Source organism: Actinomycetota bacterium (assembly GCA_041658565.1).
Taxonomy (GTDB): Bacteria; Actinomycetota; AC-67; order AC-67; family AC-67; genus JBAZZY01.
The window spans coordinates 1-22047 of sequence record JBAZZY010000012.1; the positions used below are offsets into that span (position 1 = coordinate 1).

Annotated in this window: 20 protein-coding genes and 1 tRNA gene; 15 read left to right on the forward strand and 6 right to left on the reverse strand. The window is 61.8% G+C overall.

Annotated features, from left to right (window positions below):
• Positions 1–31 precede the first annotated feature (31 nt).
• Positions 32–934, reverse strand: coding sequence for an IS3 family transposase (locus tag WDA27_07900; GenBank protein MFA5890859.1), 903 nt, complete (start codon positions 932–934; stop codon positions 32–34).
• Entirely contained in the window at positions 931–1230 is a 300-nt protein-coding gene (locus tag WDA27_07905) for a transposase (GenBank protein ID MFA5890860.1), read from the reverse strand. The genes WDA27_07900 and WDA27_07905 overlap by 4 nt, the downstream gene beginning before the upstream one ends.
• 337 nt (positions 1231–1567) lie before the next feature.
• Here WDA27_07905 and WDA27_07910 point away from each other — a divergent pair, with 337 nt between their 5' ends.
• Genes WDA27_07910 through WDA27_07920 form a run of 3 tightly spaced genes read left to right on the forward strand, consistent with a single transcriptional unit; the run spans position 1568 to position 3263 of the window.
• Positions 1568–2044 carry a hypothetical protein gene (locus WDA27_07910; protein ID MFA5890861.1) on the forward strand — a complete coding sequence of 159 codons (477 nt, stop codon included), beginning with the start codon at positions 1568–1570 and terminating at the stop codon, positions 2042–2044.
• A gap of 60 nt (positions 2045–2104) precedes the next feature.
• A complete protein-coding gene (locus tag WDA27_07915; protein ID MFA5890862.1) occupies positions 2105–2752 on the forward strand; it encodes a hypothetical protein in 648 nt (215 codons plus the stop codon).
• Positions 2739–3263: a hypothetical protein gene (locus WDA27_07920; GenBank protein MFA5890863.1), complete on the forward strand. Its 525-nt coding sequence runs from the start codon at positions 2739–2741 to the stop codon at positions 3261–3263. The genes WDA27_07915 and WDA27_07920 overlap by 14 nt, the downstream gene beginning before the upstream one ends.
• A 311-nt stretch (positions 3264–3574) precedes the next feature.
• On the opposite strand, the gene WDA27_07925 is transcribed toward WDA27_07920, so the two are convergent.
• Positions 3575–4132 (reverse strand): hypothetical protein, encoded by a 558-nt coding sequence (locus tag WDA27_07925; protein MFA5890864.1) that lies wholly within the window; start codon positions 4130–4132, stop codon positions 3575–3577.
• 608 nt (positions 4133–4740) lie between these two features.
• Between WDA27_07925 and WDA27_07930 the strand changes: the two genes are divergently transcribed.
• Together WDA27_07930 and WDA27_07935 are read left to right on the forward strand one after the other, a co-directional pair.
• Positions 4741–6087 (forward strand): hypothetical protein, encoded by a 1347-nt coding sequence (locus WDA27_07930; GenBank protein MFA5890865.1) that lies wholly within the window; start codon positions 4741–4743, stop codon positions 6085–6087.
• Positions 6088–6589: 502 nt separating this feature from the next.
• Positions 6590–7558: an AAA family ATPase gene (locus tag WDA27_07935; protein MFA5890866.1), complete on the forward strand. Its 969-nt coding sequence runs from the start codon at positions 6590–6592 to the stop codon at positions 7556–7558.
• Between the two features lie 13 nt (positions 7559–7571).
• Here the strand turns inward: WDA27_07935 and WDA27_07940 are convergent, their stop codons facing one another.
• Complete coding sequence (locus WDA27_07940; protein ID MFA5890867.1) at positions 7572–7841, reverse strand: hypothetical protein; 270 nt, start codon at positions 7839–7841, stop codon at positions 7572–7574.
• Positions 7842–8024: 183 nt separating this feature from the next.
• On the opposite strand from WDA27_07940, the gene WDA27_07945 reads away from it, so the two are divergent.
• The 4 genes from WDA27_07945 (at position 8025) to WDA27_07960 (ending at position 15626) form a co-directional block, all read left to right on the forward strand.
• A complete protein-coding gene (locus WDA27_07945) occupies positions 8025–10082 on the forward strand; it encodes a S8 family peptidase (protein ID MFA5890868.1) in 2058 nt (685 codons plus the stop codon).
• Positions 10083–10135: 53 nt separating this feature from the next.
• Positions 10136–12109 (forward strand): DNA methyltransferase, encoded by a 1974-nt coding sequence (locus WDA27_07950; GenBank protein ID MFA5890869.1) that lies wholly within the window; start codon positions 10136–10138, stop codon positions 12107–12109.
• Entirely contained in the window at positions 12109–14664 is a 2556-nt protein-coding gene (locus tag WDA27_07955; GenBank protein ID MFA5890870.1) for a DEAD/DEAH box helicase family protein, read from the forward strand. The genes WDA27_07950 and WDA27_07955 overlap by 1 nt, the downstream gene beginning before the upstream one ends.
• Before the next feature lie 242 nt (positions 14665–14906).
• The gene (locus WDA27_07960) at positions 14907–15626 is read left to right on the forward strand and encodes a hypothetical protein (GenBank protein MFA5890871.1); all 720 of its coding nucleotides are present in this window, start codon (positions 14907–14909) and stop codon (positions 15624–15626) included.
• A 116-nt stretch (positions 15627–15742) separates the two neighbouring features.
• Here the strand turns inward: WDA27_07960 and WDA27_07965 are convergent.
• A tRNA-Arg gene (locus WDA27_07965) sits at positions 15743–15814 on the reverse strand.
• Between the two features lie 229 nt (positions 15815–16043).
• On the opposite strand from WDA27_07965, the gene WDA27_07970 reads away from it, so the two are divergent.
• From WDA27_07970 to WDA27_07995, 6 genes are all read left to right on the forward strand, one after another.
• A complete protein-coding gene (locus WDA27_07970) occupies positions 16044–16421 on the forward strand; it encodes a hypothetical protein (GenBank protein MFA5890872.1) in 378 nt (125 codons plus the stop codon).
• A 40-nt stretch (positions 16422–16461) separates the two neighbouring features.
• Entirely contained in the window at positions 16462–18078 is a 1617-nt protein-coding gene (locus WDA27_07975) for a signal peptidase I (GenBank protein MFA5890873.1), read from the forward strand.
• Entirely contained in the window at positions 18071–18472 is a 402-nt protein-coding gene (locus tag WDA27_07980; GenBank protein MFA5890874.1) for a hypothetical protein, read from the forward strand. Before WDA27_07975 ends, WDA27_07980 begins: the two co-directional genes overlap by 8 nt.
• Positions 18473–18584: 112 nt before the next feature.
• The gene (locus tag WDA27_07985) at positions 18585–18968 is read left to right on the forward strand and encodes a hypothetical protein (GenBank protein ID MFA5890875.1); all 384 of its coding nucleotides are present in this window, start codon (positions 18585–18587) and stop codon (positions 18966–18968) included.
• A gap of 217 nt (positions 18969–19185) precedes the next feature.
• Complete coding sequence (locus WDA27_07990; protein ID MFA5890876.1) at positions 19186–20172, forward strand: hypothetical protein; 987 nt, start codon at positions 19186–19188, stop codon at positions 20170–20172.
• Positions 20173–20183: 11 nt separating this feature from the next.
• Positions 20184–21143, forward strand: a complete 960-nt coding sequence (locus WDA27_07995; protein ID MFA5890877.1) for an NAD(P)-dependent oxidoreductase — start codon at positions 20184–20186, stop codon at positions 21141–21143.
• Here the strand turns inward: WDA27_07995 and WDA27_08000 are convergent.
• Positions 21140–21796, reverse strand: coding sequence for a hypothetical protein (locus WDA27_08000; protein ID MFA5890878.1), 657 nt, complete (start codon positions 21794–21796; stop codon positions 21140–21142). The genes WDA27_07995 and WDA27_08000 overlap by 4 nt on opposite strands.
• Between the last annotated feature and the right edge of the window lie 251 nt (positions 21797–22047).

A 22047-nucleotide genomic window follows, 5' to 3' on the forward strand; every position in this document is an offset into this window, starting at 1 on the left:
TGGCGTTCCCCCGATTCGACGAACACATTGACTATGCCGCTTCCGTTCCCGTTGCGTCCAGTCGCCTCCTCCTTGCTTCGTAGCTCTCCGGCGACATGTACCCCAGCGACGAGTGCAGCCTGACGCGGTTGTACCAGCCCTCGATGAACTCGAAGATCGCGCTGCGCGCCCTCGCGCGCGTCGGCCATGCGTGACAGTAAATGAGCTCGGTCTTGAGCGTCGCAAAGAAGCTCTCGGCCACGGCGTTGTCCCAGCACTCTGCGGGACGCGACAGCGACTGCTCGATCCCGTGCTCGTCGAGCAGCTTGCCGAACTCGGCGGAGGTGTATTGACACCCGCGGTCGGAATGAAAGATCAGTCCCGGCTCGGGCCGACGATGGTCGATCGCCATCTTCAATGCGTCGGCCACGAGTTCGGTGCGCATGTGATCGGCCATCGCCCAGCCGACGACGCGCCGCGAGGCGAGGTCGATGATCGTGGCGAGGTAGAGCCAGCCTTCCCAGGTCCGGATGTAGGTGATGTCGCCGCAATACACCGTGTCCAGATCGATCAAGCCGGGACCGAAGACGCGCTTGACCAGATCAACTGCCGTCGTCGATGCGTCGGGATCGGGAATGGTGGTGCGACGAAAACGCCTGGGAGCGCGGCCGTAAAGGCAGTTGGAGCGCATCAGCGAAGCGACGCGGTTGCGTCCGCAGACCTCACCGTCTTCGCGGAGCTGGTGATGCACCCGAGGCGAGCCGTAGGTTCCCTTGGAGGTCTTGTGAACCTCGCGGATCTTGGCGAGCAGCGCGGCGTCCGAGCATGCGCGCGCGGACGGGACATGCTTGGCCCAGTCGTAAAAGGCGGTCCTGGAGACCTGAAGCAGTTCGCACGCGCGTTTGACGTTGCGCTGCTTGGCCTTCTCCGCCTCGATGAAGGGATACAGCTTCACCGGGTCTCCTTGGCGAAGAAAACCGTCGCTCGTTTGAGGATGTCTCGCTCTTCGCGAAGGACGCGGTTCTCCTTGCGCAGCCCGGCGAGTTCCTTGCGTTCGGCGGTCGTCAGGCCGTCACGATGGCCGGCGTCGATGTCGGCCTGGGTGACCCACTTGCGTACCGAGGTCTCGGTCAGGCCCAGATCGCGCGAAACCGCGCCAACGGATCGATCACCTTGCTTGCACAACTCGACGACTTCAGCCTTGAACTGCGGCGTGAACGATCGCCTGGTTCGTTGCTCTCGTTTTTCCATTCGGACATCCTCTCCGGGGCAAGGCCCCACATGGTGGATGTCCGTCGAATCGGGTCAGGCCCAGCTCTTCTTCCTGCATCGAATGCCGACTTGGCCGTAGCCTCCACTCATCATGTTCATGGGTCCCACCGAGAACTGGCCGCGGCATCAACGGCCCCTCGCTAACGCCGCGCTTCTCGAGGCCAAGCGCGCGGGCTGGTGGTTCAAACCCTCCTCCGGGCACACCTTTGGTCGCTTGAGGTGTCGCCCGCCCGATCATGATCCCGAGGGCGAGCCGGGCTGCTCTGTTCCCGTTTACTCAACCTCCGGCGCTGCGGACGGTTCCGATACGGCACGCGTGATTCGCGACGCTGTGTCGAAGTGTCCCCACATCGCGGCCGCGGCGCTGAGTGAAGAGGAGGGGCGCGTGCTTCCCGGTGCGATCGCCGGCGCTCTATCTGAGATAGCTCGCATCTTGGACGCAGCAGACGCGCTCGTTCGACGTGAAGGGATGTCGCGTGAGCTCGAACGGGTTTTCGGCGAAGCCACCCTCACGGCTTCGGATGAGCTGCTCGAAAGGGCGGCTGACATCGAGACCGAAATCCAATCGGTCGAGCGTGACGCCATCACCTCGGCCTTCGCAGGAGGCGTTGGCGAACCGTGGCCGCCGATCCACGGGGCCCGCACCTTGGTGGACCTGGTCTCCCAGAAGATGGGAGAAGTGCGTCGTCTCATCGACGGATGTCCAGAGTCAGAGGAATCTGCCCGTCTGAGCAGGGACTTTGACCAATCCCAGGCGGCACTTGAGCGGCTCATCGACATCCTGTCCGAATAGTCTGTTGGCAGATGCCAACGGTCGTGGCATACTACTGACTCGCCAGCTGAAGGGGTTGCTATGCCCGCCTATCGGATGAACATCGTTTTCACGGGGATCGACTTCGATGACGATGCAACGTTCGAAGCCCTCGCCGACTTGCCGAACGTGCTGTGGCGAAGCCAGGGCGACCATGCGTTTGCAACGGCCATCGTGGACTCGGCTTCGGCGATGAAGGCCGCGGATGAAGTCACCGGTCTGGTCATGGATCGGGTGGCGACTGCTCAGCCGTTCAAGCTCGACGAAGACTTGGTTTCGATCTCAGACATCGCTGCGCGGGTAGGAGTGACACGCGAGGCTGTTCGAAACTGGGCAAACGGCAGCCGCCACTCAAACTTTCCCTTCCCGCGGGGGACGGTTGGGGACCGAATCAAAGTTTGGGCGTGGGCAGATGTGAGCAAGTGGCTCAACCGGAATCTTGCATTGGGCGATCCCGAAGAGTTCCCGTCCCCCCACGATGTGGCCTTGGTCAACTCGCTATTTGCGAAGGAAGCACCTTCGCAGACTCGTTCGGCCCTTATGACGTGGCATGCCACTGACGTGATCGCGGCACGCACGAAGCAAGCGAATCTCTGGGTTTCCCCAGCTAAGCCAATGCGCTCCCCCATGATGCAGCAGCACGCCGTCAAGCTTCGCGTCATCGATGGGGGCCTTAGTGGCGCAGCCTGAGGAACGGGTCGATCGGCTCGCCGAACCAACGACCAAGGCAATCGAAGCGGCCAAGGACATTCTCGAGCACGTCGAAATTGTCGATGTTCGATCCACGTCGATTTCGGCTTCTGTCGTGGACTCGTTCCACCCGGGTGCCCCAGTGGAGCAGGTCACATTCAACGTGTCTTCGTCATATGCAGCCGAACAAGGCGCGATGGGAAACCGGTTCGAATTTGAGTTCACTCTTCTAGGTCCGGACGGAGACTTCTTCGGCGAAGTGAAATTCACAATCGTCGTCGACTATGCCGTCCCAGACGACTACGAACCGGATCGGGATGGTGCCGATTTCATCGCTTCGACCACGGGTTATTTCGCTGCCTACCCCTACGCGCGAGAACTACTTCAGTCTGTCTCTGCCCGTCTCCATCTCGATCCGCTGGTGCTCGGACTCCTCAGGCGGGGGTCGATGCAACCAGGTCGCATCGGTTCGGTGAACCTTGCTGCTCTACGAGCAAAAGACGCCTCGTAGCCGGAAGCGTGAAGCCAAGGCGTGGGAAGGTGCTCTCGCGCTCAAGAAGTTTGTCCGGAGTTTGGCCCTGCCCTCCACTGTGGAGGGTGATACCAAACTCTGCCCAAACTCCAGCCAGGGTCCCGCGTCATTCCAGAGAGTTCCAGTCTGGCCCTCGATTTCGACAACGGAAGGCCGGTAACTAGCCTGGGAAGACGGCTTCTGGCTCAGCGCTGTCGGGTCAAGACAGGCGTGCCACGCTTTTCGTCATGGTCGGGTCTTCACCCGCCCGGTGTCGTTACAGGCTGCAGCTGGGAGGGTCGCCTTTGCGGCTAGCGAGGGCACGATCTCGAGTCTGGCTGCAGAGCCGCGGGGTAGCGCGTCGCTGCAAGGTCTCGTGCCAGATCGATCGGGTGCCTGTACCCGTTGGGGCTGTTGATCAAGCGCCGCAGTTGGTGGTTCACGGCGAAGATGTCGGCGCGCGCGAGGCCCCCTTGGCCCGCCAGATCGTTCTCGAGCATCCAAGCCATGTCGTTCATGCACCCGAGAACGACGCGGCTCGCGGTCTTCGCTACTTGAACGTCGCCGGTATCCAGGACGCTGAACGTGTCCGCTGGAAGCTGTTCGGCAGACAGGGCCTCCATCACGTGGCGGATCAGGAAGTCGCCCGCGGGAGCGAGATCCCTTTTTCGGATGTCAGCCACAAAGGCGGAGAACAACGTGCTCGCGTGCGTGAGTAGTACGCACTTCCGACGATCGAACCACAGCAGGTTCGCGTACCACTCGCCGTCGAGAGCGGCGGACGACGCACTGTCGATCGCCGCGGTTTTCAAGCCGGCAGCCTTCAGGAACTTGCCGGTGCATCGGAGGATCACAGTGCTTTCGCCCATCTTCCTGGTTGTGCCCCCACCAGGAATTGAACCTAGATCTCCGGTTTAGGAGTTGTTTGCAGGGGGTTGTCGCGTGCGTGCTTGAAGGGTCGATACCGCGCGTGGCCTGCGCGTTCACTTCTCAGCAGTTCTCACCGGTTCTCGCTGTTTCTCAGTGGCGCGTTCCCCACACTTTCCCCAAAAGGCCTGGCTCTTGCGAATCAGTGGCACGCGGCTGCGGGGCAGGGCAACATGTCTCCATGGGGAGGCAGAGCCGGGAGAAGAAACGTCGTCGAGAGGATCCTGCGTACCGCGCCCATGTCGTAGCATTGAAGGCCGAAGCGAAAGGACGCCTCGTAGGCCCTACGCCGCGAGCGTACGAGGATGTTGCCAGGCGCGAAGGGTCCGACGGGGTAATCCGCGCACTCATCTCCCGTCACAACCAGCGGTGGGAGAACGTTCGCCGGAACGTCGGCGCTCTCAGCGATCCGGTGGCAGAAACGCTGCATGTTCTGTTTCCGCTCGACGTCGCTCTATGTCGGCTCGGAGCGGATTTCTCCGCGCATCCGGCGAGTCCGTACGGCGAGGGGCCAGACCACCTGCGATGGGCCTTGGATAGCGCCTGCCAAGTGCAACGAATGATCCTGGCATGCAATGTGATGGGGGCGGCAGCGGTCGCACGCACACAACTCGAGCGATGGAGTGTCAATCGAGCATCATCTAACGGATTCATGCAGGAGGACGGCACCGGCACGCCGGATTTCTATACGGAGATCTGGAGGCATGAGACACCGTCGGTAGAGGCCGGTCGCGTGTGGAACGACGCGTCGAGATTGCTGCACGGGCGAGGGCCCTTGGTCGCGGCCGCGCGATGGGACGCCGCAAACTTAGCTTCCCCAGCACGGCTCGAACATGTTGAGGGCGCGGTGCAAGCGATCGAAACCGCGGTCCAGTTATCGTTGCGACAAGCTCTGCTTTGCGTTGTTGGTTTGGTGACGCCGCCGAGGTTTCCCGCCGGCCTGGCGGAGACGCTCCGATACCTGCCGCTCTCGCTGCCCTCGGAGGTTGTCCTTCAGGAGGCGGCGCCATCCCTGTGGCCTCTCACGTATGACTACCTTCGAGTCTTCGGCTCTTCACTGATCGCAGGTGGTGAAGCGTATGCGGATGATGTGCGCAAACTTGAGGGAGGGGTACCACCTCGGGAAGTGGTCTATTCAGCACGCAGTTTCGAAGCGTTTGCATCACGTCGCTCTCGTGCAGCGGCGTGGGCGAGGGCGGCATTCGATGCAGAAGCTGCGCAGTTGGGGTCCGACTTCGATCCGGACTCCCTTCGAGGACGCGAATTCTCCTACATTCTGATCGCAGAGGTGGCGGGCTTGCTTGGTTCGTGGATGAGCGGACCACCCTCCGATGCGCTGATCGTCGCGGCAGCCTCGCTTCGCGCCGCCTTCTGGTTATGGCTCGAAGACGACGAACGGGCGATGGTCCTGGTCCGTTCGATATTGGAGCAATCCGCTCGGATCCGGACTTGGCGGCTGAAGCCTAAGAGGGCTGCCGAGGTGGAGGAACGCGGTGATCGAGTCCGCACTCGCGATTGGCTCCAGGAAGCCGGGTGGCGGCGGCTATCAATCCTCAACCGAAGTCTCGGCGAGTTTTCTCACGCCAATTCCATGAGCCGGTGGACGGGGGCTCGTGAGGCCTTGGCGCTAATCCAGCCCGAAAGTCGTCCCGGCAAGTCCTTGCCAGTCCAGACGGCAAGGGGCAGTGCACTCGATAGCGTCGCCTTCGCCCTTGGGTCTGAGGTGTTCGAGTGGGCGCATCGTGATCATCCCGCTCTCGCAGACGCACTGGCCGGCGTGCTACCGCGCGACTCCGGAGCGGGAGCACCCAACGAGGTGGAGGAGTGGCTTAGGCGCTGTTGGTCCAAACGCGGCCTGTCTTTCGGAGAAGCCGATTCCGGCACGGTTCAGCCATAGGGGGTGCGCCGACGCCAGGTCGGGGCGCGCTGCGTCCCTCTAGACCAGGCGCCCACGAGAACCCGGAACTGGCATCGATCGCCCGGAACAGCTTGAATCTCCGCGCAGGCAAGCGAGCGGCTGCTTGATACCATAAAACAAGAGGACTGAAACGACGGTGAGCCGGCGATGTAGCCGACTTCGAGTTGGTTGGCGCATTGACTCATGGGAGGCAACAATCCGTGCAGGTGGTTTGGCCCTTCGTTGCCGCCCCCGCTTCTTGGGAGTGGGAGACCCGCTCCGTGCGCTCGAAGATCGATTCCCGGCGGAACGTAGTGGGCCTGCTCCGACGTTCTGCTCGCGGGCGATGTCGGTGGCCTCGTGTAGGTTCTTACAATGACCGACTCTTCGCGATCGAGGATCTGGCGACCGGACGTCCTACAAGATGCGCTGCGCTGCGCGTCGCGCGAATATTCTCGGGCAGTCATGCTCAACCCGCCATTTGTCCGCAGGAGGAACCATCGTGACCGCCTCCGCTGACCACATCAAGGCGCTCGTTAAGAGCCACACGTCAGGAGACGATGAGGCGTTCTACGCCGTGGCGATGCAGGTGGCAGCCAAAGCGGCGCGGCAAGGGCATCACCGATTGGCAACGGACCTGAAGCAATTGGTGGAAGCCGCACGGCGGCAAAATTCTGGAACAGTCGTGACCCCGATCGTCCAACCGCGGGGCGAACTCGCGGATCTGGTGGTCGCATCGTTCCCTCGGGTTCAATTACGAGACCTCATCGTGCCGGATGGGCTCCGCGGTCGCTTGGAGCTGGTCATCGCCGAGCAAAGGCAGCGCCACGCACTGATGGAGCAAGGCTTCAACCCGGCCCACAGGCTCCTGCTCGAAGGGCCGCCGGGTACCGGAAAGACCATGACGGCGGCAGTGCTCGCTCACGCGCTGGATCTGCCGCTGCTGACGATTCGGCTTGATAGCGTCTTCAGCAAGTACCTGGGAGAGACGGGGAGCAAGCTGAGAACAGTGTTCGACGCCGCTGCGACGCAGCGGGCCGTCTATCTGTTCGACGAGTTTGACGCGCTCGGTGGCGACCGGGCGGGCAACGATGTCGGGGAAGCGCGCCGAATCCTTAACTCGTTCCTCGTTTTCCTCGAACAGGCGAGTGCTGAGAGTTTGGTAATCGCCTCGACTAACCATCGAGCGATTCTCGATCGTGCGCTGTTCCGACGATTCGACATGGTGATCACCTACGACCGACCGGACGCGGCACAAGCTGTCGCGGTTTTGAAGGCGCGCCTCGGCCCGATCGGGAAGGGCATTCGATGGGCGACAGTGCGGACACACACTGCAGGGCTGAGCCACGCCGAACTAGTGAAGGCCGCCGAAGCGTCAGCGAAGCGCGCTCTGCTCGCTGGCGAGCCAACAGTCACTACCGAGTCTCTCCTCGCTGCTCTACGCGAACGAGGCGAGTCAACAGTTGCCTGACCAGGAGGAGCGGTTACCTCATCTCCTCGTTCTCGCTCACGTCGAAGATCGTGAGTTCACGCGGCGCGGTGGCGGCGAGCCACGGATTCGTGATGTCGAGCGGCGTGCGCACGGCCAGCGCATTCAAGCTGAGGCGTCGTCCGCCCTCGCGGAGCAGGATGAGCATCGCGTGCAAGTGGGTCTGGAAGAGCCTGAGGCTTTGGGTGTCGTGGTCACGGTCGAAGGAAGCGGAGGGGTTGACTATCCGCTGCGCCTCGACTCGCTGGAGCACTTGAGTTCGCACCGCTCTGGACCCCTACCGAAGTGGCTACTTCTAAGCGTGTCGCCGGCTACGGACGAAGCTCCCGAGCGTGCCCTCGTCTGGGTCAGCGACCAGTATCGGGCGGCATTTCTGAAACAGTTCGAGGACTATGTCACGAAGGTCTCGCGGGGAGGCCACCCTCGTAACCGCGAACTCGTCGCGAATATGAGCCGCATTAGAGCGACGGTTCTTCGTGATCTCTGGCAGTCCGAGGGCGAGCCCGATACGACCGGCGTGAGGTGGTGGGAGCTTTGGTTGCTTCCGGTATCCGATGCGGTCGATCTCGCCGAGCGCTTCGCGCAGGCGGCAGGGCTGACCTTGATCGGGCGTCACTTGTATTTCGATACGCGCACGGTGGTTTGGATTCAAGCGTGTTGGACAGACCTGCTCCCCTTGCCTTTCACTGCGGTTCCAATCGCCGAGATACGACGGCCGCAGTTCGTTGACACGATAGAAGACCTCACGCTTGATGAGCAGCAGGAGCTTGTTGGCGACCTTTCAGGGCGGATCACTCCAGCGCAACCGGAGGCTCCAGCGGTGTGTCTTGTCGACACCGGCGCCCGTCGGACCCATGTGCTTCTCGACGGATCTCTAAGCTCAGGCGATATGCATTCAGTCGTCGGTCTGCCCGAGGGAGATGTGCACGGTCACGGGACGCGAATGGCCGGCCTCGCCCTCTACGGTCCGGTCGACGTTGAGTTACTTCGGAGTGGAGGCGTCGTCCTTCTGCATCGCCTTGAGTCGGTCAAACTCCTGCCGGACCCCGGCCAACCTCCTCACGACCCCGACTCCTACGGTCTCGTCACCGCCGAGGCGGTCGCCGCCCCGGAGGTCGTTTCCTCGCGTCGGAGGGCGTACTGCATGCCTATCACGGCCAACTCCGACCGCCCGGGCGAACCGTCGCTGTGGTCCGCGACCGTTGACGCGTTAGCAGTTGGGACCGACGTTGGTCGCTCCAACGACGGGATCAAGCTGCTTGGTCCCCCGTCTCCCGACGCAGCACGCCTCATCGTAATTTCGGTCGGCAACGTGGATGAGCCGTACGAACTCGATTACCGCCAGAAATGCGATCTCTCGCCAATTGAAGATCCCGCCCAAGCGTGGAACGCCCTCGCGGTTGGTGCATACACGGAGCTAACCGATGCACCGACCGATCCGTCGTTTGCGGGATGGAAAGGGGTCGCTCCGAACGGTGACATCTCGCCCCATAGCAGGACCGGCGTCATTGCTGGCGGTAAGGCATGGCCAATAAAACCTGACATCTGCATGGAAGGTGGCAACGTACTCACGGACGGGACGAACGACTTCAATCACAGCCACCCGCTGATGTCCCTGCTGACGACGGATCTGCGTAACGATGTCGCGCTCAGCTCGGCGAACGCAACGAGCGCTGCAACGGCGCAGGCAAGTCGTCTGGCTGCGTTGGCGATGGCGATCTATCCCTCCTATTGGCCGGAGACCATCCGCGGACTTCTCGTCCACAGCGCCGAGTGGACGGCGACGATGCGCTCCGAGATTCTCGCCGAAACTGGCAAGGAGAGGCGCGTTCTCCTCTTGAAGCGGTATGGCTGGGGAGTCCCGGATGCGCCGACCGTTCTTACCTCCGCGCGAAACGCTGTCACGATGGTTGTCCAAGACGAGTTCGTGCCCTTCACGGGCGAGGACTACCGAATGAGGAACTTCCGGCTGCACGAGTTGCCCTGGCCCCGTGATGTGCTCGCGGACCTGGGGGCGGACGACGTTGATCTGCGCGTAACTCTCTCGTACTTCATAGAGCCATCGGCGGCTCGTCGCGGCTGGCGTCGGCGGTACGCCTACGCTTCGCACGGTCTGCGCTTCGAGCTCCGAGGACCGAACGAGGACACACCCAACTTCATTCGCCGAGTCAACCGCGAAGCTGCGCGGGAGGAAGAGGAAGGGAACGCAGGCGTCTCGTCATCGACCGATCACTGGATGATCGGCCCGAACCAGCGCAACAAGGGATCGCTCCATCAAGACATCTGGGAAGGGCACGGAGCCGAGCTCGCCGCTACTGGCGGTGTGCTCGCTGTGCATGTCGTCGGTGGGTGGTGGAAGAACAGCAAGCGAAAGGACCGGGTCGACCGGGCGGTGCGGTACGCGCTGGTGGTCTCGCTCAGGACGAAGACGGCGGATGTCGACCTGTACACGCCGATCGCGACTCAGCTCAACATACCGGTGAGTGCGGTTGCAATCGAGGTTTGATGCGGCCCCGTTCTGCGGTTCGATGTCGGAAGCAGACGCTAGCTTAGAGGTGGGTGGGAGCGCAGGGGCGCATCGAGGAGGCGAGGCAAACGGAACTTGTCTGGGAAGGTAAGTACGACAAGGATGGTCGACGACAGGCTCCGCCGCGAGTTGCGCTCCCGTTTCAGACGGTGGAGACGGTCAACGAATCGGCGCAAGAGCGCCAGCGTTCATTCGATCTCTTTGCGCGCGGTGGCGATCCGACGTGGCGAAACAGGTTGATCTGGGGCGACAAGAAGTATGTGCTGCCCGCGTTGCTGGACTCCCTGGCGGGGGCCGTAACGCTTATCTATGTTGATCCACCCTTCGCGACGGGCGCGGACTTCTCTTTCTCGCGGGAAATCCCCGGATCAGACACCACTTTTACGAAGGAACCCAGCGTCATTGAGCAGAAGGCGTACAGGGACACCTGGGGACGGGGATTCGACTCGTATCTGCAATGGTTCTATGAGGCGGCACTCGTCCTTCATCAATTGCTCGCAGACGATGGCAGCATTTACGTTCACATCGGGCCGAATGTGAATCACCTCGTAAGAGTCTGCCTTGACGAAGTGTTTGGTCGAGAGAACTTTCAGAGCGAAATAATCTGGAAACGAGTTTCGGCGCGTAGCCACGGAAAAGGTATCCCCTTCTCGCACGACAGCATCCTGGTTTACTCGCGGTCTGAGGCGCCCGTATGGAATCCTCAGTACTTGCCCACCAGCGAGAGCTACATCAAGTCTCACTACACGCACGTCGAGTCGGGTAGCGGTCGGAGGTACAGGCTCGACAACACGCTGAACCAGAATCCCGATCGGCCGAATCTGACTTACGACTGGAAAGGGATCACCCGCACCTGGCGCTGGACGCGCGAGAAGATGCAAGAACTGGATGCGGTCGGACGTCTCGTCTACACGAAGTCAGGGATGCCGCAATACAAGCGCTATCTTGACGAGTCTCCGGGAACGCTCGTGCAGTCTGTTTGGACTGACATTCCGCCCGTGAATTCTCAAGCGATTGAAGACTCCGGATACCCAACGCAGAAGCCAGAGGTGCTGCTCCAACGCATCATCGAAGCGTCTTCGAACGAGGACGACTTAGTCCTCGACTGCTTCTGCGGAAGCGGGACCACTGCCCTTGTGGCTGAGAAGCTGAACCGCAGGTGGATCGTGTCTGACCTTGGGCGGTTTGCAGTGCATACGACTCGCAAGCGCCTGCTCGGAGTGCCGAACTTGAGTCCGTTTGTGGTTCAGAATCTCGGCAAGTACGAACGGCAGCTTTGGCAGGCTGCAGAGTTCGGACAAGCGGCGAAGGTGCGGGCGCGTGCGTATTGTCAGTTCATCCTCGAGCTCTATAAGGCGAAACCGCTTGAAGGATTCGTCTGGCTGCACGGGCTGAAAGCCGGCCGCATGGTCCACGTCGGAACGGTAGACGCACCGGTGACGGTTGGTGACGTTAAACAAATAGCCATTGAGTTCCGAAAAGCCATTGGCAAGGGCGAAGGTTCACCAAAGTCCAAAGCAGTCGATGTTCTCGGCTGGGATTTCGCTTTCGAGGTGAACGAGGTTGCCAAGCAGGAGGCCGCGCTCGCAGGTATCAACATGCGGTTCGTTCGCATTCCTCGTGAGGTGCTAGAGAAGCGCGCGGTGGAGCAAGGAGATATCCGATTCTTCGAGCTGGCAGCTCTTGGTGTTGACGTCAAGAAAAGGGGGAAGGTGGTGACGCTGGGTCTCACCGACTTCGTCATTCCACTAGACGATGTCCCCGATGAGATCCAGAAAGCGATCACGAACTGGACTCAGTGGATCGACTACTGGGCGGTCGACTGGGAGTACAAGGGTGACACTTTCCACAACGAATGGCAGACGTATCGGTTCCGTCAAAGCCGGAGCTTGGAGAAGTCAGTGAGTCATACCTACGAAGAGGCCGGGACGTACACCATCCTCGTGAAGGTCATTGACATCCTCGGTAATGACACGACGAAGACGCTGAAGGTAGAGGTGAAGTAGTGGCGGGCCGGAAGGAGAAGGCGGCCGAACAGCAGAGCATTCTCGAAGCTCGCGTGACCACGGCCCCATGTGTGCCGGCAATCCGATCGGCAGTCGCCGAATGGCGCGTGCAGAAATATCGAGATGCGACGGAAACGAGCCGACTGCTGCTGAATCATTGGTTCCTGACCGACCACCGCCAACCGAATGGCTCCTTCTTCCGTTACCACTACTTTCAGCGCGAAGCCATCGAGACACTTATCTATCTGTATGAGGTTGCCGGGACGAGACGCCACAAGGATCTTCTCGAAACGTTCGCGCCGAACCTCCCGGGTATCCGCCTGCTCCAATACGACGACTTCACGCGCTACTGCGTGAAGATGGCGACAGGAAGCGGGAAGACGAAGGGCATGGCTCTGGCGGTGGCCTGGCAGTACTTCAACGCGGTGGCCGAGGGTCGCGACGACTACGCCCGCACGTTCTTGATTGTGGCCCCGAACGTCATCGTGTTCGAGAGACTTCGAAGCGACTTTGGCGGCGGTCGCATCTTCAAGACCGATCCTGTGATTCCGCCGGAACTGTCGGTGTACTGGGATCTGGATTGCTACATGCGAGGTGAGAGCGAGCGAGCGAGTTCGCAGGGCGCGCTCTATCTCACGAACGTCCAGCAGTTGTACGAACGGCAGGAAAGGGTGGATGAGGACGAGCCGGAGGAAATGACGGCAGTGCTGGGGGAGAAACCGCCGCCATACATGGCTGAGCCTGAGCCGTTCGATCGCAGAATCGTTACGCGCGGCGGGCCATGCATGGTGGTGAACGATGAAGGCCACCACACGCACGAAGAGGACAGCGAATGGAGCAAGGTCATACGACGACTCCACGGGACAGTATCCGGCGGGGTTGCTGCGCAACTCGATTTCACGGCCACCCCAAGGTATGCGAAGGGCGGTCTTTTCACGTGGACTGTGTTCGATTATCCCTTGAAGCAGGCGATCATCGACAACGTCGTGAAGCGACCCATGAAAGGTGTGGCCGCAGGAATCAAGGAGCAGCCGTCCGATGTCGCGAGTGCCCGGTATCAGGCGTACATCACAGCTGGAGTTGAGCGTTGGCGGGAGTATCGCGAACAGCTCACGCCTCTTGGCAAGAAGCCGATCCTCTTCTTGATGCTGAATAGCACCGCAGAGGCGGATGATATTTGCGAGTACCTGCGCGTCAAGTATCCCGATGAGTTCGGCGGTGAGCGTTCGCTTGTAATCCATACGGATAGGAGCGGCGACGTTTCCAAGAAAGACCTGGATAAAGCGCGCGAGACAGCGCGTCAGGTTGATGAGGGCGAAAGTCCGGTGAATGCGATCGTGAGCGTTCTCATGCTTCGCGAAGGTTGGGACGTTCAAAACGTGACCGTAATCGTGGGGCTTCGGCCATACACATCGAAGGCCAACATCTTGCCTGAGCAGACGATTGGTCGAGGACTCCGGCTCATGTTCCGGAACATGGCCGGCGGCTACACGGAGCGTGTCGACGTGATCGGGAACAACGCGTTCCTTAAATTCGTGGAACAGCTAGAGCGCGAGGAGGATATCGCGCTCGAGTCGTTCGACCTCAAAGAACCGCTTGTTATCCAGACGATCGCGCCCGATCCAGAGAAGCTGGACAAGGACGTGACGATGCCGGTCCTGAGTCCGATCTTGTCACGCAAGAAGACTTTGGCCGAGGAGATCGCTGGGCTCGATGTCGCAGCGATGAGCTGTCCAGTGTTCCCGCGCAAGGCTGACGATGCGGCGTCGAAGAAGTTCAAGTACGAGGGTTACGACATCGTGACGTTGGAGAAGCTGGTCGATCGAGAGTACGAGGTCCCGGAGCCGCGCACCTCCGAAGAGGTTATCTCCTACTACTCGAAGCGCATCTCGCAGGACGTGAAGCTTCCATCACAATTCGCAGCCCTCGTTCCAAAGGTTCGTGAGTTCCTCGAAACGCGTGCATTCGGGGAGCGGGTCGATCTGGCGGACCCAGTCATCATCAAGGCCGTTGCGACGGCGGTCGCGCAATACGTGACCGTGAAGACGTTCGCGAGGGCCTTGCGCGGTCTCGTCGTCGAAGAGCTGGCGCCTGAGCTGTTGAGTCCGGGGCGAAGACTGTCTGAGACTCCGCCGTTCCCGTACTCTCGGCCCACGTTGCCCGCCAAGAAGACGGTGTTCAATCTCGCGGCGTGTGACAACGAGTTCGAGAGAGAGTTCGCTCGTTTCCTGGAGAACGCATCGGATGTTGTGTGCTTCGCGAAACTCCCAAGTCAGTTCGGATTCACGATCGAGTACACCGACGCGGCGACGAACCTTCGTTACTATGAGCCCGATTTCGTTGTCGTTACGAAGAGCGGCGGCCATTTTCTGGTCGAAACGAAAGGCCGCGAAGATATTGATGTCGCGCATAAGGATCGTGCTGCCGGAATCTGGTGTGAGAACGCAACGTTGCTTACGGGAACTGCGTGGGCCTATGTGAAGGCTCTGCAGGTGGAATGGAACAAGCTTCGGCCGTCCGACTTCGCCGAGCTACGCCTGGTGTTCAGCGCTTAGGACACTTGGAGCGCTCAAGACTCGTCGTCGATCAAGCGGAGTGTCGGAGAGAAGGGCACACTCGAAATGCTGAAACAGCGTCGACCGACACGGTACGCTTCGGAGCGATGGATGCTTCCGAACGCTTTGCGAAGCGTGCAATCGAGACGATAAGCGGTCGACCACTTGTTGCGTGGGACGTTTCGCCACGACAGGGTGCGGTCGACTTTAGGTGCCTGGAGTCACCGACGATTGCGGTCGAAGTGAAGCGACTGGCAATGCACGATTTCGAGCAGGCGCGGAATCGTGTCTCTCGGTACGGCGGACTCGTGGCCAGCAGCGAAGTAGCCATGTGTTGGTCTGTACTCATCGAGTTGCCAACCGACGGGCACCCCGGAGTTGCGCCCGATGTTCGTCGTCTCGCTGCGGAGCTGGGGCCGATCCTCGTGGCGTTGGAACAGCGGGGCATCTCCTCAACTCGTGGCGCGCACATGGACTGGGACGAGGTTCGCGGTTGGCACGGCCCGGTCGTCGAATTTCTCCGCCTTGCTGGCGATGCGATGGCGATGGCGACGCCTGCTAGCGAACAGCTCCCAGCGGGAATCACTCTGGTCGGGGGATGGGGCGCAGCGTGCAAGGACGATCCGAACGTGACGGCCCGGGTAGCCGAGGAATTCATCAACGGAGATTCGAAACAAGCGTTGAACATGCGCGAAAAGCTTGGGCGTTCGACAGACGCGGAGCGACACGCGTTCATTCTCTTAACGGATTGCGTTGCACAAGCATGGCTCTTCGATGACTGGGGTTGTACCCGGATGCCGACGGCGAGGCTGAAGCTGCCGGAGGAAATCGATTGCCTCTGGATCTCCAGAGGAGGAACCAGTGTGTGGTGGTTCGATGAATCGGGCTGGCACGGGACTGAGATGGAGAGGCAGGACGACACGATTGAGACGGCGAGCACCGGGTCGATTGCGCGAGGGTAGAGCTCGCGATGCTAAGCATCTACGTGACGCCGTGAAGGGAAGAGAATGCCCCTTGCGCGCCGATGACGACGTGGTGGCGAGGTCTTGATTGGGCGACCCTGTTGCGAGTGCCCCTGTGCCCCCACCAGGAATTGAACCTAGATCTCCGGTTTAGGAAACCGCCGCTCTGTCCGTTGAGCTATGGGGGCTCGGCGTCAGCATGTTACCGGTTCGCGTTGAAGCGAACCGGCGCCCTCGCGAACCCGATCTGATCTGCGGCGGGGCTGCATTCTTGGACGCCGCGGACACTTGTAGCCGGGGTGGTTCGCCCCCGATGAGGCAGTTACCCCAGTCAAACGGTATTCGCGACCTATGTAGGACTTGCGAAACCCCGACGAGGTGTTCGTCAGGAACGCGAACCGAGGGGGACTGGTGGACATGAGAAGGGGAATTCGAAGGCCGAAGCGCATGATCCTCGGACTTGCGCTTGTTGCGGTGCTGGTCACGGCATCCAACGCTTTCACCGCGTCGAACACCGTCCCGGCACAGAGCGCGGGTTCGGGGTCGAGCACGATCTCCGGCTATACCGTGAGCGCCGTGTCCTACACGCTGAACGCGACGACGCCGACCAACATCGACGCGGTGCTGTTCACGCTGAACGCGGCGGCGACCACGGTGAAGGCCAAGCTCGTGAACGCTGAGACCGCGTACTACGCCTGCACGAACACTTCCGGCATGAACTGGTCGTGCGCGACAACCACGCCACAGGCGACGGTCACCGCTTCCGACAACTTGTCGGTCATCGCAGTTCAGTAGTAGTCGTCGGAGGTAGATGCTTGCTCGAAAGGAGCGCATCATGAATCGGGGCTGGGTCAGGGTCGCAGCGTCGGCGATCGGAATCGGATTCATCGCCGCGGCGTGGCTCGGACTCGGCCCCCGTTCGCTTGGCGGGTCGGTCGACTATGTGGCGGTAGCAAGGGGCTCCAGCATGGAGCCGACGTTCCATGTTGGAGATCTGGCGCTCACCCGTCCTCGTCCGGTGGCGTCCTACGCCGTCGGCGATGTTGTCGCCACGAGAACCGACTACGGCAGGATCGTTCTTCACCGGATCGCGTCGATCGGCGGCGAGCGGCTCGTCACCAAGGGCGACAACAACGACGAGGTGGATCAGTATCAGCCGTTGCGATCAGACGTAATGGGCTCGCTGTGGCTCCGGATTCCTTCGGGAGGCCGGCTGTTGGGGCTTCTTCGTCCCCCCATCGTCTTGCTGCCGTTGGGCATCGTGCTCGCCGCTTGGTTGCTGATCTCGAGCGGGAAGCCGGCGCGCGCGCGCCGAGGGAATGGACGTCGGGAGCGCGCGCCTCGATCGGCATCGCCGGCTCCGCTGCGCAGCGGTGCTCCGCCCACCATCTCCGAGACGGTCTTTGGTGCAGCAGCGGTAGTGCTGATCGCGTGCGGGTTGATAGCGATGGCGGCGTTTTCGCGCCCCACTCGCGCCGCCGCTGAGCGATCCGTCGCGCATCAGGGAGCATTCAGCTACGCCGGGTCGGTGGCCGGCGCGACCGGACCGGAAGCGCGAATCGAAACCGGCGACCCTGCGTTCCTTCGCCTCACGCGCAGACTTCGAGTCAACTTCGCCTACGGGTTCGAGGTCGACGCGTCGCACTCGGTTGCCGGGGATTGGCGACTGGTTGCGGAGTTGAGTTCTCCGAACGGCTGGCGGCGCGTCGTTCCGCTGACGCCCGTTTCGCCGTACCAGGGTGATCGCTTTGAGGCATCGGGAATCCTGGACCTGCGCGCGCTCCGCAACGTCGTCCTTGCCACCGAGGACCGCTCCGGGGTCGTCAACCCGACCTACGCGCTCGCCGTGCGTGCCGACGTGCATGCGCGCGGGAACATCGAAGGGCGGTCGATCAATGAGGCGTTCTCGCCCGAGATGCGGTTCACGTTGGATGCGCTTCAAGCGCAGCTGCAGGTGGCCGACCACAAGGCCGGCGAATCGGTCGCCGTTCACGAAGAGAACAGCGTGTCGGTTCCCGGAGCGGCGTTGAATCACATCACCGTGGTGAAGATCCCTTTGCCGGTCGATCTGGCACGCGGGATTGGCGTTGTCGGGGTGGCCGGCGCAATTCTGACGATGGCGGCTGCCGGTCTGCTGATCGCACGCAGCAAGCGCGAGGACGAGCCGACGCGTATCGGGAAACGCTGGGGGCGGGCTTTGACCGCCATAGAGGCACCGATCGTCACCGGCTCGTTCACTGCGGCGGCGTCCTTCGAGGACCTCGTGCGACTCGCCGAGCGTTACGACCGCCAGATCATGTATCACGTGGATGGAGACCGGCACGCGTACATGGTTGAGGAAGGGTCGCGAGTGTTCCAGTACGTGGCGCAAGCCGAGCGCGCGCCCGAGCGGGTCGAGAAGACGCGGGATCTCGCTTTCCTCCAACCGTTGCTGGACCGGCGTCATGCGTAGAGGCGCGCGCTGGTTGCGGCCGGCGCTGGCGATGGCGAGTCTTTCGGCGGCGGCGATGGCGTGGGTGCCTGCTTCAACAGGCTCGAACGTCGTACCGGGAACGCGTGCGGGTGCGGCGGCTCCCATCGTGATCAATCCGAACGCCCTGAAGCCGTCTGAGTGCGCATCGCTGGACCTTCAAGTGCTCGTGACCGGGGGCGTTGACGGTGGGAATGGAAACGACCTCATGCTCGGCACTGTCGCCGTCGACTCGATGAGCGGCGGCAAAGGCGACGACTGTCTTCTCGGCGGTGGCGGCGGCGATTCCTTGAACGGAGGCGCCGGATACGACGTGTGCATTGGTGGTCCGGGCACCGATTCGTTCCACCCTTCGTGCGAAGTCCAGATCCAGTAGCGCGCGCCGGTGCAGGATGAGTCGACTGCCCCTTCCAGAACGTACAGATGCGCTATGTAGGGTCCGCACGCCGGCGACGATGCGTTCATCGAACCTCTAGGGGAAGGGACTGATGGACATGCGGCGGAGCATGCAACGACCCAAGCGCCTGATCCTTGGACTCGCGATTCTTGCGGTGCTGGTCACTGCATCCAATGCATTCACCGCATCGAATACGATTCCGGCGCAGAGCGCGGGTTCAGGGTCGAGCACGATCTCCGGTTACACCGTGAGCGCCGTGTCCTACACGCCCAACGCAACGACGCCGGGCAACATCGACGCGGTGGTGTTCACGCTGAGCGCGGCTGCGACAACGGTGAAGGCCAAGCTCGTGAACGCTGAGACCGCGTACTACGCCTGCACGAACACCTCCGGCATGAACTGGTCGTGCGCGACGACGTCGCCTCAGGCGACGGTCGCGAGCGCCGATAGCTTGTCGGTCATCGCGGTGCAGTAGCGGAATAGGTTTCAAGCTGCCACACGCAAAGGAGCGAGGAGAGATCCTCGCTCCTTTGCGTGTGGAAGGAGTGCTCCCCGTGGTGCGGAGGACCTCCCTGCGTTTATCCGGTGTTCCGCAGCCCGGAAGGCCGTGAACGTGGGCGCGCGCGTAGAATCGGCGGGGCTGGGTGAGGCTTGGCGCGCGCCACCGCGCGCGCGCAGAGTGGGGAGGCTATATGGGAACCGTCCAGACCGTTCTTGGTCCGATCTCCACCGACGAACTTGGTCCGACGCTTGTACACGAGCATGTGTCGATCTCGTATCCCGGGGACGCGCTCGATCCAACGGGGACGTGGACGCGCGCCGGTGCGATCGAGATCGCCGTCGAACGCATGCAGCAACTCATGGAGTACGGAGTGCGCACGTTTGTTGATCCGTGCCCTATTGAACTCGGGCGTGATCCCGAACTGATGGCTGAGGTCTCGCAGCGGTCGGGCATGAACATTGTGTGTGCGACGGGGTTCTACTTCGAAGAGATCGGCTTGCCGTATTACTGGCGTCTGCGAACCGAGGAAGAGATCACCGAGTTGTACTTGTATGAGATCCGCAACGGGATCGGCGGCAACGGGATCAAGCCGGGGATCATCAAGGTGGCATCGGGGCATCCGCCGACGGACCTGGAGCGCAAGTTCGTCGCAGCGGCTGCGATGGCCGCGCGCGAGTCCGGCCTTACGATCATCACGCACTGCGAGGCGTCCTCGGGCTTTGACGTCCAGCAGGAAATCTTCGCCGAGCACGGCGTGGATCTCGCGCGCTGCCTGATCGGCCACCAGGATCAGGCGCCGGACCCGAAGCAGTTGATCCAGATCGTCGAGCGCGGGTCGTTCGTCGGTGTGGATCGGATTGGGCTGGAGATCCTCGCGCCCGACGACCGCCGGGTGGAGTTGATCACGGCGGTGCTCGATGCCGGACACGCCGACAGGATCTGCTTGAGCCAGGATCACATGTGCTCACTGCGCTCGCCGCGATTTCCTTACGTCGTCCCTCCGGATTTGGCGGCGATCGCGGAGCAGTTCTTGCCGCTGATCTTGGAGCAAATCCACGGGCGCCCGCACACGTATTTGTTCACCGACTTCCTTCCGAAGCTCGAAGCGGCCGGGGTGGACCGCAGCGTCTTCGACTCGATCCTCACCGACAACCCGCGCCGGCTGTTCGGCGGGTAAGGTCTGGGACTATGAGTGCAAAGCGAGCGGTAATCACAGGCGCGGCGGGCTGCATCGGCCGCGCGTTCACGGATGCGTTGACGAAGGACGGCTACGAAGTGACCGGCATCGATTTGAGGTCGGGACCGGGCATCGTCGCCGGCGACATCAGCGAACCGGGGGAGTGGACCAAGGCGATCGACGGCGCGGATCTCGTCGTCCACGCGGCCGCGGTCGTCGGCGAACTCGGCGAACTCTCGGCCTACTGGAAGATCAACGTGGACGGCACGCGCAACGTTCTGGACGCCGCATCGAACGGGCGCGCGGGGCGCGTGCTGCACTTGTCCTCGATCGTGGTTCACGGCAGCGACTTCGCCGACGGCGTGGACGAGACGGCGACGGTGCGCATGACCGGCAACCCCTATACCGACACGAAGACTGCGTCGGAGCATCAGGCGTTGTTGGCGGCGGCCTCCGGGCGCGCGCAGGTCACGATTGTTCGTCCCGGCGATGTCTACGGCCCGGGAAGCGTGCCCTGGACGCTGCGTCCCGTCGAGATGATGAAGCGCAAGGTGTTTACGCTCGTAGATCACGGACGCGGGGTCTTGTCTCCGACCTACGTCGACGACCTCGTCGCGGGGAGCATGGTCGTGGCTACTCACGCGGATACCGTCGGGCATGTGTTCCACGTGACCGGCGGAAAGGGTGTGCGCGCGGCCGACTTCTTCGGTTACTACGCGCGCATGCTTGGGATCCGTTTGCGCTCGGTCCCGTCAAAGGCGATGTACGTAGTTGCTCCCGCCGCGAAAGTCGCCCGGATGGTCGGCAAGAAGTTGCCGTTCACGCCGGACACCATCGAGTACATCACGCACCCTGGGACTTACTCGATCAAGAAGATCGACGCGATGACGGGCTGGCGGCCGGCAGTAACCCTGGACGACGGGATGGCGCGCACCGAGGCCTGGCTGCGCGCGGAGAAACTGATCCCTTAGATCCAGCGCAGGATTACACCGAACACGAGCACGCCGGTCAGCACGATGCCCCAGATCGCTCCAACGGTCTTGAGTTGTGCCGCTCGCGTGCGCATGTCGTGGACGACGAAGGCGGCAACGAAGAACGTGCCGTAACCGAACAGAATGATGAGCACGATATTCGGCCAGTTCCACCACGAGTAGGTCCAGCCGAAGTAGCCGGTGCGGTTGAGCAGAACCTCGACGAACACCGCGAAGCACGAGAAGCCGAACGAGAGGAACCACCGGTTTGGGATGCCCAGGATCTTCATCTTGCGGTCCGGCGGCAAGGACTTGGTGAACAGGACCCCGGAGATCGCGAACAAGAACATGATCTCGAGGTTCAGCCCGACGAAGATCTGGTAGCTGGTGCTGCCCGAGGTCGTCCACAACGCTGAGTACTTGGTGACGTGAAGCCACACGCCGTTGACGATTTCGTTGATCCAGTCCACTCCCCAGAAGGCGAGTCCGGCGAGAACCACATTCCAGTTTCGCTTTTCTATCTCAACCGAGTACACGTACATGACCAATCCCAGCAGTGTGACGGCATACCACTGGAACTGAGACGCATCTCGAACCAGACGCAGCGCTTCTTGCGTCCACAGCGGTGCGTCGGGATGCAGAACGATGTCCACTCGGTTATCCCCCTCTCGGCTCTACGTGCCAGCGTAGGCTCGCAGCACCAGTATGAACGACACGCATCCAAAAGCAGCGAACAGTGTCGCGTTGAGTGTGATGCGGTTGTCGCCGGCTCGAATCCAAAGCGACGTTCGCTCCAATAGCGGGGCTTCCTGGTCGCCTGCGACGACCGGTGTCGCGCACACGGGGCAGGTCCGGTCGGTGTACGCGGGACGGAACCGCCACGCGCACGACGGGCAGTGTGCCC

Bases quoted from the DNA above. Each gene is read 5' to 3' on its own strand.
- WDA27_07905 (MFA5890860.1), bottom strand. From the start codon at position 1,230: ATGGAAAAACGAGAGCAACGAACCAGGCGATCGTTCACGCCGCAGTTC.
- WDA27_07915 (MFA5890862.1), top strand. From the start codon at position 2,105: ATGCCCGCCTATCGGATGAACATCGTTTTCACGGGGATCGACTTCGAT.
- WDA27_07925 (MFA5890864.1), bottom strand. From the start codon at position 4,132: ATGGGCGAAAGCACTGTGATCCTCCGATGCACCGGCAAGTTCCTGAAG.
- WDA27_07945 (MFA5890868.1), top strand. From the start codon at position 8,025: ATGAGCCGCATTAGAGCGACGGTTCTTCGTGATCTCTGGCAGTCCGAG.
- WDA27_07970 (MFA5890872.1), top strand. From the start codon at position 16,044: ATGAGAAGGGGAATTCGAAGGCCGAAGCGCATGATCCTCGGACTTGCG.
- WDA27_07975 (MFA5890873.1), top strand. From the start codon at position 16,462: ATGAATCGGGGCTGGGTCAGGGTCGCAGCGTCGGCGATCGGAATCGGA.
- WDA27_07980 (MFA5890874.1), top strand. From the start codon at position 18,071: ATGCGTAGAGGCGCGCGCTGGTTGCGGCCGGCGCTGGCGATGGCGAGT.
- WDA27_07985 (MFA5890875.1), top strand. From the start codon at position 18,585: ATGGACATGCGGCGGAGCATGCAACGACCCAAGCGCCTGATCCTTGGA.
- WDA27_07990 (MFA5890876.1), top strand. From the start codon at position 19,186: ATGGGAACCGTCCAGACCGTTCTTGGTCCGATCTCCACCGACGAACTT.
- WDA27_07995 (MFA5890877.1), top strand. From the start codon at position 20,184: ATGAGTGCAAAGCGAGCGGTAATCACAGGCGCGGCGGGCTGCATCGGC.